The 13467-nt window shown below is 36.0% G+C and carries 17 protein-coding genes and 4 tRNA genes; 3 read left to right on the forward strand and 18 right to left on the reverse strand.

The window, feature by feature from the left end; genetic code table 11:
- Positions 1-24: 24 nt before the first annotated feature.
- On the reverse strand, positions 25-1092 hold the full coding sequence (locus tag HMPREF9010_RS18295; protein ID WP_004303151.1) for a substrate-binding domain-containing protein: 1068 nt from the start codon (positions 1090-1092) through the stop codon (positions 25-27).
- Positions 1093-1290: 198 nt separating this feature from the next.
- On the opposite strand from HMPREF9010_RS18295, the gene uxaC reads away from it, so the two are divergent.
- Positions 1291-2697, forward strand: a complete 1407-nt coding sequence (uxaC, locus tag HMPREF9010_RS18290; protein WP_004295898.1) for a glucuronate isomerase — start codon at positions 1291-1293, stop codon at positions 2695-2697.
- A gap of 356 nt (positions 2698-3053) precedes the next feature.
- Here the strand turns inward: uxaC and HMPREF9010_RS26075 are convergent, their stop codons facing one another.
- The 15 genes from HMPREF9010_RS26075 to HMPREF9010_RS18220 form a co-directional block, all read right to left on the reverse strand.
- On the reverse strand, positions 3054-3395 hold the full coding sequence (locus HMPREF9010_RS26075; protein ID WP_008647680.1) for a hypothetical protein: 342 nt from the start codon (positions 3393-3395) through the stop codon (positions 3054-3056).
- Between the two features lie 145 nt (positions 3396-3540).
- Positions 3541-4065, reverse strand: coding sequence for a hypothetical protein (locus HMPREF9010_RS18280; protein ID WP_008647681.1), 525 nt, complete (start codon positions 4063-4065; stop codon positions 3541-3543).
- A gap of 142 nt (positions 4066-4207) precedes the next feature.
- A complete protein-coding gene (locus HMPREF9010_RS26290) occupies positions 4208-4924 on the reverse strand; it encodes a DUF2829 domain-containing protein (protein ID WP_008647682.1) in 717 nt (238 codons plus the stop codon).
- The gene (locus HMPREF9010_RS26080) at positions 4921-5115 is read right to left on the reverse strand and encodes a hypothetical protein (RefSeq protein ID WP_008647683.1); all 195 of its coding nucleotides are present in this window, start codon (positions 5113-5115) and stop codon (positions 4921-4923) included. The genes HMPREF9010_RS26290 and HMPREF9010_RS26080 overlap by 4 nt, the downstream gene beginning before the upstream one ends.
- A gap of 287 nt (positions 5116-5402) precedes the next feature.
- Positions 5403-5948 (reverse strand): adenylyltransferase/cytidyltransferase family protein, encoded by a 546-nt coding sequence (locus HMPREF9010_RS24965; protein ID WP_008647684.1) that lies wholly within the window; start codon positions 5946-5948, stop codon positions 5403-5405.
- A gap of 428 nt (positions 5949-6376) precedes the next feature.
- Positions 6377-6447, reverse strand: a tRNA-Cys gene (locus tag HMPREF9010_RS18270).
- An 83-nt stretch (positions 6448-6530) separates the two neighbouring features.
- Positions 6531-6602, reverse strand: a tRNA-Asn gene (locus HMPREF9010_RS18265).
- Between the two features lie 213 nt (positions 6603-6815).
- Positions 6816-6887 (reverse strand) — tRNA-Glu (locus HMPREF9010_RS18260).
- 365 nt (positions 6888-7252) lie between these two features.
- Positions 7253-8044, reverse strand: coding sequence for a hypothetical protein (locus HMPREF9010_RS18255; RefSeq protein WP_008647686.1), 792 nt, complete (start codon positions 8042-8044; stop codon positions 7253-7255).
- A gap of 206 nt (positions 8045-8250) precedes the next feature.
- Positions 8251-8336 (reverse strand) — tRNA-Leu (locus tag HMPREF9010_RS18250).
- 842 nt (positions 8337-9178) lie between these two features.
- Entirely contained in the window at positions 9179-9577 is a 399-nt protein-coding gene (locus HMPREF9010_RS18245; RefSeq protein ID WP_008647689.1) for a ribonuclease H, read from the reverse strand.
- A gap of 202 nt (positions 9578-9779) precedes the next feature.
- The gene (locus tag HMPREF9010_RS18235) at positions 9780-10307 is read right to left on the reverse strand and encodes a hypothetical protein (protein WP_008647695.1); all 528 of its coding nucleotides are present in this window, start codon (positions 10305-10307) and stop codon (positions 9780-9782) included.
- Between the two features lie 227 nt (positions 10308-10534).
- The gene (locus HMPREF9010_RS18230; RefSeq protein WP_008647697.1) at positions 10535-10852 is read right to left on the reverse strand and encodes a DNA mismatch repair protein MutS; all 318 of its coding nucleotides are present in this window, start codon (positions 10850-10852) and stop codon (positions 10535-10537) included.
- 3 nt (positions 10853-10855) lie between these two features.
- The gene (locus tag HMPREF9010_RS18225) at positions 10856-11218 is read right to left on the reverse strand and encodes a hypothetical protein (RefSeq protein ID WP_008647698.1); all 363 of its coding nucleotides are present in this window, start codon (positions 11216-11218) and stop codon (positions 10856-10858) included.
- Positions 11215-11538: a hypothetical protein gene (locus tag HMPREF9010_RS18220; RefSeq protein ID WP_008647700.1), complete on the reverse strand. Its 324-nt coding sequence runs from the start codon at positions 11536-11538 to the stop codon at positions 11215-11217. Before HMPREF9010_RS18220 ends, HMPREF9010_RS18225 begins: the two co-directional genes overlap by 4 nt.
- A gap of 54 nt (positions 11539-11592) precedes the next feature.
- Between HMPREF9010_RS18220 and HMPREF9010_RS26295 the strand changes: the two genes are divergently transcribed.
- Both HMPREF9010_RS26295 and HMPREF9010_RS26085 read left to right on the forward strand, forming a co-directional pair.
- Positions 11593-11757 (forward strand): hypothetical protein, encoded by a 165-nt coding sequence (locus tag HMPREF9010_RS26295; RefSeq protein WP_008647701.1) that lies wholly within the window; start codon positions 11593-11595, stop codon positions 11755-11757.
- Between the two features lie 180 nt (positions 11758-11937).
- The gene (locus HMPREF9010_RS26085; RefSeq protein WP_008647703.1) at positions 11938-12111 is read left to right on the forward strand and encodes a hypothetical protein; all 174 of its coding nucleotides are present in this window, start codon (positions 11938-11940) and stop codon (positions 12109-12111) included.
- 145 nt (positions 12112-12256) lie between these two features.
- On the opposite strand, the gene HMPREF9010_RS18215 is transcribed toward HMPREF9010_RS26085, so the two are convergent.
- Both HMPREF9010_RS18215 and HMPREF9010_RS18210 read right to left on the reverse strand, forming a co-directional pair.
- Positions 12257-12511 carry a hypothetical protein gene (locus HMPREF9010_RS18215; RefSeq protein WP_008647704.1) on the reverse strand — a complete coding sequence of 85 codons (255 nt, stop codon included), beginning with the start codon at positions 12509-12511 and terminating at the stop codon, positions 12257-12259.
- A gap of 373 nt (positions 12512-12884) precedes the next feature.
- Positions 12885-13454, reverse strand: coding sequence for a hypothetical protein (locus tag HMPREF9010_RS18210; protein WP_008647706.1), 570 nt, complete (start codon positions 13452-13454; stop codon positions 12885-12887).
- Positions 13455-13467: the final 13 nt, after the last annotated feature.

Genomic DNA, 13467 nt, shown 5'->3' on the forward strand with positions numbered 1-13467 from the left:
TAGTTGTAATTTATAAAGTTGATATTATACAAATTCAAAATAAAAATCAATGTTTTCCTTTATCAGGATATCAATAGGCATGTATTTTACAGGTTCAACAGACTTCTTAAACACGACATGGTCGCACAACGCCTTCACCCCACAATATCCTTGCAAACCCGGACGTTGCCCGATTAAATAATGCACATCACCGGATTTTAATAAATCTACGTTTGCTTTCAGAAGGTCATATCCTATCAGTCCTTTCATGCTACGTCCCGCATGACGAAGATACTCTCCCAACTGATACACTCTGGAATTAAATACAACTCCCAGTAAAGCCTTCGGATGCGCCTGAAAAAACTCATCCAATGTCTGTTGGTTACTTTCCTGATCGGATTTATTAAGTACTACCTCATGGATTACCAAGTTATTATATTCTTCGGCAATGTAACTCATAAAACCATCCAAACGGCGTTGCATCTGTATTTCAGCCGGATTATCTTTATTGTTACTTAAAAACAAAACCAACTCCTGGCCTTCTCCTGCCGAATAATTGCGCATCAATATTTTCGCTGCGATATATCCGCTCTTATATGAATCCTGCCCGATATACGTCAACGCTTTCGCTTCTTCCATATTGAAATCGACAAAAGCATAAGCAATCTTATTTTCCTGTAAATAGGCTGTCAGCGCCAGTGTCTCTTCCCGAAAATTCGGAGAAATCAATACCGCATCCACATTCTTTTCTTTTATAGAAAGGCAGGCTTCCTGATAACTCTTCTCATCCCCATGGTGATAGCACAAATAATCTATACTCACATTAAAAGGACGTAATTCTTGCCGGGCACGCTCAATCCCCCCTACTACCGAATGCCAATAATCATGCTCTATATAATAAGGTATCAAACAGAGGAAAGAATATTTCTTTTTAGCGGCCAAACCGATAGCAAACACATTGGGCTGATAATGAATCTCATCCAACACCTTTTGTACTTTGGCTTTGCTTTTGGGAGACACGTCACCGCGATTGTGCAACACCCTGTCAACCGTTCCGGCGGAAACACCGGCCATACGGGCAATGTCTTTAATGGTATAGTTCTGGTCCTCCATAGTGCTAAAACTTAAATATTATAAATAATCGCTGCAAATATACGAATTATTTTGTTACTCCAAGTAAATTTTCTATTTTTGTGTTCGATAACGGTTAATAAAACTAAAACAAGATTTACGCCTATTAGCTTTAAAATCAATACTATATAGGTATAAATATAGAAAGTAATAATTTTATATACTTAAAACACAGTAATAATGAAGAACTTCATGGACGAAAACTTCTTGCTGCAAACAGAAACTGCGCAAAAGTTGTATCACGAGCATGCGGCTAAAATGCCGATCATCGACTATCACTGTCACCTTATCCCTCAAATGGTAGCTGACGACTACAAGTTTAAATCACTGACTGAAATCTGGTTGGGCGGTGACCACTACAAATGGCGTGCAATGCGTACAAACGGTGTAGACGAACGTTTCTGTACGGGAAAAGATACCACAGACTGGGAAAAATTTGAAAAATGGGCGGAAACAGTACCTTACACTTTCCGCAACCCATTGTACCACTGGACTCACCTTGAACTGAAAACGGCATTTGGTATCAATAAAATATTGAATCCACAAACCGCACGTGAAATTTACGATGAATGTAATGAGAAACTGTCTCAACCCGAATATTCAGCTCGTGGAATGATGCGTCGTTATCATGTAGAAGCCGTTTGCACAACGGATGATCCTATCGATTCATTGGAATATCATATCAAAACACGCGAAAGCGGATTTGAAATCAAGATGTTACCAACATGGCGTCCTGATAAGGCTATGGCTGTAGAAGTCCCTGCAGATTTCCGCAGTTATGTAGAAAAACTGGCAGAGGTAAGTGGTGTTATCATCTCCAACTTTGATGATATGATCGCTGCTTTGCGCAAACGTCATGACTTCTTCGCAGAACAAGGCTGCCGTCTGTCTGACCATGGTATTGAAGAATTCTACGCAGAAGATTATACAGATGCTGAAATCAAAGCTATTTTTAATAAAGTATATGGTGGCGCAGAATTGACCAAGGAAGAAATTCTGAAATTCAAATCGGCAATGCTTGTGATCTTCGGTGAAATGGACTGGGAAAAAGGATGGACTCAACAATTCCATTACGGCGCTATTCGTAACAATAACACGAAGATGTTTAAATTACTGGGTGCTGATACAGGTTTCGATTCTATCGGTGAATTTACAACCGCCAAAGCAATGGCTAAATTCCTTGATCGCCTGAACACTAATGGCAAATTGACTAAAACAATCCTCTACAACTTGAACCCATGCGCCAACGAAGTGATTGCAACAATGCTGGGTAACTTCCAGGATGGTTCTATCCCGGGAAAAATCCAATTTGGTTCCGGATGGTGGTTCCTCGATCAAAAGGATGGTATGGAAAAACAAATGAATGCTTTGTCAGTACTTGGTCTTTTGAGCCGCTTCGTAGGTATGTTGACCGACTCTCGTTCATTCCTATCCTACCCGCGTCATGAATATTTCCGCCGTACATTGTGTAATCTGGTAGGACGTGACGTAGAAAACGGAGAAATTCCGGTATCTGAAATGGAGCGTGTAAACCAAATGATTGAAGATATCAGCTACAACAATGCCAAGAACTTCTTCAAGTTCTAATAGATAGTAGTTACACTATAAAAAAATACCGCTACCAAAGTCGAATATAGCTTTGAGTAGCGGTATTTTTTATTCCTATAGCTGAACTGTAACAACAAAGACTCTTAACAAAAAAGGAGAACCTTTTAAGTTCTCCTTTTAATAATCTTTGTACACCCTCAGGGGGTAAAATTGATGTTGATAGTCAGATAATTATACATTTGGTATCATTTTAGTATCACATCCCAATATTTCAATTCATCTACATTACCAACCATAGGTTAATAAATGTAGGATAGACTCACTTGTTTTATGTTTCAAAGATACAAAAGTTTTTAGACTATATAGATTTAATTAGAGATTTTATTTTCGCTCTTCTAAGTATTTTCATCGGTCATACTATTTTGAATAACATCTGATATTTGTTGGAGGGAGTCAACAGATAACTGAAAAAGGTCTACTGACTTTATCTCGGTTATAAGTTGTTTCTTTCTTATCATTTCAAAATATTGCTTTTCCAAACTTTCAGTAAGTACTGAAATGTAACTACTACCCCATGTATCTGCCGGTATCTGACGACCATTTTGCTTTCTAAACTTTTCGGTTCCACAAATGATAGTAGTTGAGGTAACACGGTCTACTTTGAGTATTTTTGAATAATAACGAGAAGTATAATACACTTTATCTCCCGCTTCTATCTCATCCAGTGATTTTTTCATTTTCTGTTTTCTTATTATAAATGATTCGTAATGTTTACAAGGTTTCTTTCTGGCTGTAATTCGTCTTTTTAAGACTTTACAATACATATAGAAATTCGTACTTTACACTCGCTACAATGCCTATCATCATCTTCTTTCATGTCTTTTATTTCAGATATTCTTTATTAAAAAGATGATTTTTAATGAGCCATTCTATCATAGACACACAGCATTCAATTGGAGTATCCTCGATATGTGTTCCAACCAAACAATCTGCTGTATATCTCCGAATTGACAGATTATACCCCAAAGCATGTTTTATCAGTTCTGGATGATGTGCTTCAAATCCTGGTTTAGGATCTGGAACTTCATTAGGCAGCATTTCCAACAGTCTCGATAAGCTCCATGCTGGAATATCCCTACCCCATATTTCATCAAACGCTTCTTCTCCGGTCATAGACGTTCCATTCGGATACTTATGAAAAGGCAATTCTAACTTTGCTATTCTTTGAGGTGTCCAAAATTTGCCTCTCAATGTTGGTGGAGTTGTTTTTAATTCCCATTCCAATGCAGGTACTTTACTTTTGGTATAATGATATACCATATCAGCCGTTTCAGGTTTTACTCCTAAAGCTATCAATCGTTCTGATTGTTCTTTATTTGTAGATATTGGTGATGTAAATTTTTTCATTTTGTTCTATAATTATCTAATTAAAACCTCAATCCAATCCCCAACAAGCATAACGCTTATAATGGGAAATGTGGATTGAGGCTTGGACATAATAAAAGTTGTTGTTTTATGAATATACACTTAGTTGATTAAAAGGACCAAGTTACTGAACGATTTCCCAGTCTTCAGCAAACACATCGCTGATTGACGGAACCCAACTGTCAGCATGTCCGGTATTCTCGTTGTAAATAAGGCACTGGCTTGTATAGTCAATGAAACCCTTGCCTTTTAAAATAAGGTCTTTTGCCGATTGAGGAAGTGACTGCATCTTCGGAACAATATCGCTTTCGATGTGTGCCGGGACTTGCTTGATGACCCACAGCCCCTTTCCATTCCAACCTTTTCTACGAATAGCAAGACCAAATTTCAACGCTTCGATTGCAACTCCGAAAGACATCCTATTAAACGGAGCGTTAGGAGCACCGTCAAGACATCCAATACGACATTCAAGTGTTTTCACGTAATTACCCATCACTACTTGCTGTAAGCGTAACAAGAATTTTTGGTAGTTGTCTGTTACCACTTCATCCATCTTTCCAGAATCAATGAAAACAACAAGTTTATCCAACCTGTCATACAAGTCTTTCATTTCAATATGCAAACGATCAAGAAAGGTGTCTGCACACTTATACGATTTCTCAAACGGTTTGGCAGGCGACCAACTTTCGTAACCATCTTCGTATTTAACACGATAACCTTGCTCGGTTTCTTCATGTTTTTCAATATCCTTACCATAGGGATTTCTACCTGTTTCTTGAACGAAGTCGCCCAATGTCATAGGCTCGGCTTCAATCTGTTTTGTTCCAATATACTTTTTCATAATTGAATTATTATATTAACTGTAATACTTTGACAAACCGTTTTATTATTCAACATTTTTATTTTTACGCGGTCAATACCTACATCTGTGATTTGTACGCATGACTCTTGCTCAAATTCAGCAACTTTAGCTGCAATATCTCTTTCAAGAATAGCTTTCATTTTCCTGATTTCTTCTATTGATTTACTCATTGATTAACTTCATTTAAGTTTAACTTTCTAAGAGTTGTCAGTTGTCCAGGATTACTTGCACAGATTCTATTTCCTTTCATCATTAGTTGATCTTCAATTACTCTTAATAGTATTTGCGAAAAAATACTATTTGTGATGTTATGAACGAAAACAAAAATGTTAAGGCTATACAGTAATTAGGAAGCCCAAGCCAACTAACAAATTCGGTGAGTGCACAAGATATTGCCCATATACATAGAGCAATGATAGTTCCTTTTAATTCAATATAGAGTTTATCCATAATTATTTTACTTAAACACATTTAGAAATGCCTTAATTGTCTGGCGCATATCATACACGCACTGTGGAACAATGTCCTTTTCTGGAAGGCTATCAGCAAGTATCATATCACGCACCATAGTTGCTGACACGCCATCTTCACAAGTGTTTCTGGCAAGTAAAGATAGAGACACGTTATTCCTTAAAAGGAATCCTGGAAACCAAGATGTGATGGTCTCAAATCCATCAGAGTAATAGATTGTGAAATCAGATTGGTTGATGTTGCTAACAATAAACGAATAAAGATAAAAACCCCAATCATGGCTGTTGTCAGATTCATCAGAAAGGTCAGCAAGCTCAACAATCTTCGTTTTTTCGTGAAGAGAATGGTCTTTAATCGCCTTTTCAACAAGTTGTTTTCGGATAGTCCAAGGTATCGGATTCCGTTTTGAGAGTTTATCTATTGAGCCAATAATAACTAAAACTTGCTCATTCTCGTCACAAGCCTTCTTTATCAGCTGTAGGTGTCCATTGTGTATAGGCTGGAACCGAGCCAATATTACTCCAGTTTTCATAATTACTATTTTTATCGAAAATAATTAGTTACTACTTCCATTTCCGGACACTTTAAGTTGATTGTTCACAACTCTATTAGGATAATTTGTTGAGGAAGTAGGGAGAGTCGAAGACCCAGCCACTTTATAGCAGGACATTAACAGTGTGTTACTTTCATTTACCCATACTTCCTTTACAAATGACAGCCTTTTGAGCAAAATATTTACCTTTGCAAGCAATATGACTAAACCTACGGGTAAATCGAATCATTTTAGCCAAGAGCGAAGAGACAATATAGTTGCAATCTGTGTTGTCCTTCAGACAGTTATAGCTGTCATATCTCTTTTGATTCAACTTTGCGAATAGCCGCTGTCATTTTGATTTCACAACCATATTAGCCCTATGGTTGTCATCTTTGGGGAGTAATTTCAACTCCCCATTTTTTATGAGGCCCATGCAGGAATCGAACCTGCGATCATGGTTTTGCAGACCATTGCCTTACCACTTGGCTAATGAACCAGATAGCTGGAAGTTTCACAACTTCACAGCTTCGCGGAAAGAAAAATAAGCTAATCCAATAACAATCTTTTTAACCTTAAATGCGCTCTTAGATGGATTTGAACCACCGACCTGATGATTAACAGTCATCTGCTCTACCACTAAGCTATAAGAGCAAATGATGTCTTTATCTCCCTAACCGACCCATCCCCTTTCGGCGATGGTGGAGGAATCGAACACTCCCATAAAGACATCTAACATACCGATTCTACCAACAGCTCGGTATCACACTCCCGGACCAACGATTCCGGACAGGGCTTAGTTTACTTGTATATTGACTTGTCTCAACATAACCTGCATGTTCGTTCCCTTGTACTTCGGGCTTGTTGTACTCGGTAATGGAGTCGAACCATTCTTTTCTGCTCGAAAGGCAGATGTCCTTTCCGATAGACGAACCGAGCAAACAGCCGGATTTTTCACCGGCTTTTGGCCAAAAAGTTTTAACTTTGCAGCCATAATGGAAATTTATTTGCTGTTGCTTGTCCTCCTTGTACGGGAAATTCGCGCCCTCGTAAAGGAAATCAAAAGACGATAAGCCGTCCGTAGGACGTAAAAACAACAATTGAGCTTTCTTGCCATTTGGAATGTGAAATACGATCGGTTCACAGGCATTCAAGCATTTTACATAATTTCCATCCAGAGGAATAAAGGGGTGCAAAACATTTTTCCAAGATGTTTCTTAACAACCCATGCAGCCATCCCAGCGAAACCAAAGTTGGAAACTACATGGATCGCACCCCTCCTCTTTCCAATTTATTTATGAGTTTTAATTCGTCATCTTCAGAAATTCTGGAATTACCCCATACAGCGGTGTTTTTCCGTCCCATTTATCAATAAACTGTTTATATAGAATTTCTTTAGTTAACCCTTTCGATGTGATAAGAGCCTGTTCGGTTTTTAATCTTTCCAGTTCGTTTTGCTTTTTCTGCTCTTCGATTTTCTGATCAATAACGGAAATATTAGTGTTAACCTCGTTTCTATTATCAATCTTTTCCCGGACTCGATCACTAAATTCTAATTGGGCTGAAAATGACTTCAGGTCCAATCCTCTATCTTTAAATTCCGCCCTAACAATATCCTCCAGCTTCTTCTCAAAAGCTAAAGAACCCCCATCAGCCATAAGTGTATCTGTTTTATATTTCCGGCTTTCTTCTTTAATAAGGTCGTAAATACGTGGTTCCAGAATATTATCTTCCAAAGATCTCATAAATCCATCTCCGTTTCCGATATGTTTATTATCAAAAACAACGTCAATTGCCTTGTCTTTGATAACTCTATATGAGTATAACGGAGTAGCATTGAACTCTGTATTGTCAGCAGCTTTTAGGGTAACTGATTTCTGAAATCCTCCACGCTGTTCAAACAATGGCACCTGAAACAACTCTGTTCCCCATTCCCATGTGGAAACTTTTCCGGATACAATCTTAAAATCTTCTTTACCTTCCTTACCATAATTCTCCATAAGGACACCGGCATAGTTAGGAGCAACACGCTCACAAGATGAAAAAATCACTGTTGCCATAAGAGCAACCAACATAAACTTAATCTTCGTTTTCATGTTTTTTGATAATTAATTTAATGATGTTAATAACTGGATAGCAAACCCCAAAACATATAGCAATTCCCAACCAAGCGTCAACATGATTGAATACTCTATTGCCTATGAATAAGACCGCTATCATAAAAAAGAATTGTTCTATATACTTTTTCATCGCATATTAAGTTTGGTATATTTCAAAGAACTCTTGTTGACTTATGTCATTGTGCCGCAAACAGGAGTCGAACCTGCACCGTCCTTTCGGACGAATGGATTTTAAGTCCATCGTGTCTACCAATTCCACCATTGCGGCATCATCTTATCAAGACTTAAAGAACAAAGAAAAAATCCGGATAAAGAATGAGTTTCGGGTTTTCATCTTCTCCAACTCTTTATTGTCTTTTCTCAATTTCTTAATGTCTGCCTTATTGGAAGACACGTGTGTTTTAGCTCTCATATTCAACTCCACTAAGGACTGAACCAATTGTCTCAAATTGGCAATAATATTTGCCCTTTCAGATATGATTTGCTCTTTCATATTATAATTAATTTAATTAGGAGATTCTACTGTTTGTAAGTTCAAAATACATAACTTTGTATTTGCAATGGTAACTAAAAGCAAGGAGCACTGCCTTGTGAATATTGAAGCAAAGAGAACTAAGACAAACATTAAATCCAATCAAGTTGAGGTAAAACACACCGAAACTTACTTTAATGTCAGATTGCTCAATTTATCCTGCATCCTAAAAGGAATAGAGCGTTTAATGTCTTTGTTTAACTTGTAATCAACAGCAGTGTCCTATACTTTCAATTGATTATTTTGCATCTAACTCTGTGTCGTGGTTGGCGGCACAGTTTTTCTTTGTCGTAAAATAACGCACCCAACAAGCTAAGATTGATAAGAAATCAGCCATGCTTGATAAGATAGTGCAAAAACTCAATAACAGCCCCATTAATATTAGTACACAAGTTATCTCACTTCCACTAACATATATACTCAAAGTTGTCCAAGTATAATCAATACCACAGCTTTGATATACTTCCGTAATGGCCATTACGAAGAAATATATACAAAAGAGAAATTGGAATAAGAGCCATAAAGTTTTAACTTTCTTATTACCAATGCGAAATTTAATCTTCATATTGTATTTATTTTCATTTGTTTCCAAAATCAGCAGGGGTCTCACCCCATTCTTTGTTGTTCCAGTGTCGGACTTCAATCGTATCAACATCCCATGCAAGAGTTTTAAGAAATATCTCGGCTTTCTGAAGTTCTTTGCATTTCTTCTTGGATGCTGTTTTTTTGTTTTGAAACCAAGCTATAGCTGTTATACTATCTGTATAGATAATTCTGGGAGAATAATCATTTTCTATGATATATTTTGCTGCTTCAACAACACCTAAGAACTCACCAATATTCACCGTTTTATTACCCAGGTTTTGATAAAAGATCCGCTTACCGGTCCGTAAATCTATCCCCTGAAACTCTGTTATTTTATTTTTCGTGGAATGAGCTGCGTCTGTAGCTATTCCCTCTACTGGAATTTCTATCATATTCTACCAATATTGAGCGGGTGTGGGAATAAGAGCCACAGCACCATTTATCATTACCGGTTTTATTTCTACTGTCGAATTAACCCAAAATTTACAAGGCCACTCTCCTTCTACTTTAGCAAGATTAACAGTGCTATAATACGAAGCACGTCCTTGTGCTTTTATACAAGCCTTTTTTCTTTTTCTCGGAAGCTTAGGTTTTCTACTTTTTGAGAACTTTTTTTGCTGCGACATAATGACCATCGTTCTGGAATGCGGTTAATACAATGTTTGCTGACTTACAGAAATCATCAATTACCAGCAATAGATTTTTGATGTCTTTACGTTTTGACAGTTCCTCTACAACCCCATCAATAGTACGAACAGAATCTTTGACCCCATCCAGCGGATCGTATTTGATTGTCTTGTTTCCGAACTTTACTTCCACTAAATACACAGCGTTCTTTACAACTGTAGAAGTAATCTTTGCATCAAAAGCATGTGGTTCCGCTGCTACAACGATGTATCCAGCCTTTTCATTTTTCATAGGAACCATTTGTACATCATAAAGCACATTCGGCTCAATAATTGGCTCTAGCTCATGTGTTACAATACATACTTTTTTAGGACCCTTTGCGTCTTCTCTAACGCCCTTAATGTAACCGGTTTTAGTATTGATAGAAACAAATCCTACCCATGACTCTGTACGGTCTGACTTAATAAATTTCAATTTTGTTTTTATCTTATCCATATTCCTATGATTTTTGTTTACATATAAAAGCCTCACCAACTATTTTGTTAAGATGGTGAGGCAAAGGTACGACTTTGTTTTAAATTATGACATCAATTTATTAATTATTTTATATTTAATCAGCTGTCACACAATAAATTAGCTATATATAAAACCAAATATAATACTTAATATAATTGACTATATTACAGATATTTACAAAAATCACTATTAGTATATCGAAAATGTCAATAATCAGCTTCAATATCATCCAAAATTTGTTTCACTTTTGGTATTGCGAATACCCCATTTTCATCTCGATATTCTATAGTCTTAACCGAGATACCAATCTGTACAAGGAACAACAAGGTGTTTTCAAGTTCATAATCCGGGAAACTACAGAATTTCACGCCCTCTTGCAGATGTACTGGGAGATTCAGCACTGCCCCCAGTTGAATAGCATCATCTTCATAAGCCTCAAAACGAGATTGAATATGAAATAATACTAAACCATGTGCGTACTCACTCTTATAGAACTTATACGCTTCAATGTACAGATTGTCCATAATTTATAATTTTATTTGTTTAGAAATACACTTATCACATATACCATCGTTACGCATGTATTTGACTTTCGATAACTGGAGCCCACATTGCCTACAATAATATACGCGCTTGGGTTTAACTTTTATCGCATATAAAATTTTACGTTTATTGACATCATATATACCAGAAAGTTTTTCAAGTATCTGGTTATGTGTGAATTTGTTTGTTTTCATCAATTTCCAATAATCATGTCGGATTAACTTATCTCTTGCTTCTTTCTGATTCAACAAACCATTGTCTCTCAATGCAATAATATAAGGATATGGAATATTGGTTATATCCGAAATCTTTTGAGCATACAAGTCATAAATCTGTGCATCACTCATTTCTTTATCACTATTTTAGTTTGAAGGATTATAGATTTGGAGTCTTCAATATCACGTATAAGATTAAATGAATCTTCCAATAAGGCCAACATAACACGATTACTTTCTTCATGTGTCATATTTTCCCAGTCAATTTCTAATTGTTTAGCTATTTCTTTCGCTAACTCATAAAACTTATTTGTCTTTGGAATATCCGTGACATCATATATTTCGTTTTGCTTTTGACCGAACAATAAACGGCTTAACTCATAATAACGAAAAAACGCCTCCAAAGTCTTCTTCTTATCTGGAGGCGCAATAGATAATTTGTTTTTTGTCATATTTATAAATGATTATATACGATTATCAACGATTTGTGTAATTTTGTAACCAACATGGTAAGATTAGTCATGTTGGTTGCCCTTTTAGTAGCAAACCTCACCGATGCGCCTGGAATATCATGGATCAATTATGCTATTCTGGTTTATGATATTATTTCAGCCGCCATCGCAAGGTTTGCAGGACTAACCAAAAGGAGTCAGAAAGACTCTGCAAATTGATGAATTTTATCTGTATGGCTGGAGAATATATCTCCGGCCTTTTTTAAGTAATAGTTGAAACTGGATAGGATTAGTTTAGAAAACCAAGTACATTATTGGAAAATTAATTGGCTACAATTGTATTCAATTATCAATAAATAGCAGTATCTTTGCTGAAACGATTAATAAATATTTATCATTATGAATATAGAAATTGGAGACAGCGTAAAAATTGTCAATGCCATTGATCCCATAAAGATGGTTGTTATAGATAAAATAGACAATGATCATTTAACCGCAGTGTACTGGAGTCATACCCAAGGAGCATATCTTACAATAACAGGAAATATAAATGCTTTCGTAAAAATTGACTAACAAGCCCATTGCTTTTTATAATAAAATATAGGAACACAAAAAAAACGTATCTCAACAACAATATACGAAGAATCGGTGTCCCTATATTTTTTTGCTTCAATAATAGCTTTCATATAACAAAATTTTAGTTTATAACAATATCATATTAAATAGAGACGATACCAGATACCAAAGTGCTGATATTGACAACTACAGGTTTATACATGTCTGAATGAAAAAATTCTATGAGAATATCGTCAATAGTTTCTCTTATTGTAGATTTGAGAGATTCTCTTACTTTGTCATCTTCTATTCCATTCCCTTTAATAACAATCGTTTCTGCTAATTTCTCTATATTGAGAATAAGCATTTGAGACGAATCGTTTTCATCTTTTATTATTGCTACACTTTGATATTCCATATTCTTAAAATCATTTTCTATAGAATAGGAAAGATGAAAAAAGAATGGTTGTTATTTTTAGTTATACACCAGAATGACAAAATGAAAATCTTTCTTAGTATATTACACAAAGGACTTTGGAAGAATTGCCCATTTTAGAGGTATAACTTGGCAACCATGCCATTTATAATGTTTTACTATGAATTTCGTTCAAGTAACTCCTGAAAGGGAAAAGTAAAATAATTTTCTAATCAACGATATTTATTATCGAAGTTGTTGACAGTTCGTTGAGAAACATGCAAGATTCTTGAATTTATGGTAGATAATTAAGAGTATAAGCCTCATATCTAACATAAGTTATATGAGGCTTTACATACACCATTCCTTATTGTATTTAAATATCGTCTAAATCATTTTGGATTTTGGCTTCTACATTTTGAGAATCACGATAGCGAATCACTACCATACCTTCATAAACACCGGAAGACTTTTCAATTGAAAGTTGTATATCTCCACCTGTTACTTCCCATGTGCTACCATAGACAACCGTTCCCTGGTGCACTTCCGCCATTAGAGCTGTGTTGGAATCTGAAAGAGCTGGATTGTTTTCTTTTGAAAATGTCGGTTCCCCATATTTGCGAGTATATAAATCCTTATAATAGTCATAGGTATTAACAAGAGTATTCCATTCACTACTTGCATCAAATAAAACGATTACAGCAAAAACATTTTTTCCATCGTCTGTCGCAGTTACACCTACCGTTGCTTTGCGCCCCGTAAAGTCTCCAGAGAATAGAGTTAAATTCTTTTCACGACCAACTGAAGTAAATCCTTTAGCTTTTAGTTTCTGACAGAACTCTGTCATGCTTCCTTCTATTGGGATACCTTTGAATGAAAGATGATCCTGTGCCATAACGTTAATGGTAGCAAATAACACTGTTAAAGTCAAAATAATCTTTTTCATACTTGTTATATTT

The organism is Bacteroides sp. 3_1_23, from assembly GCF_000162555.1.
Lineage (GTDB): Bacteria > Bacteroidota > Bacteroidia > Bacteroidales > Bacteroidaceae > Bacteroides > Bacteroides ovatus.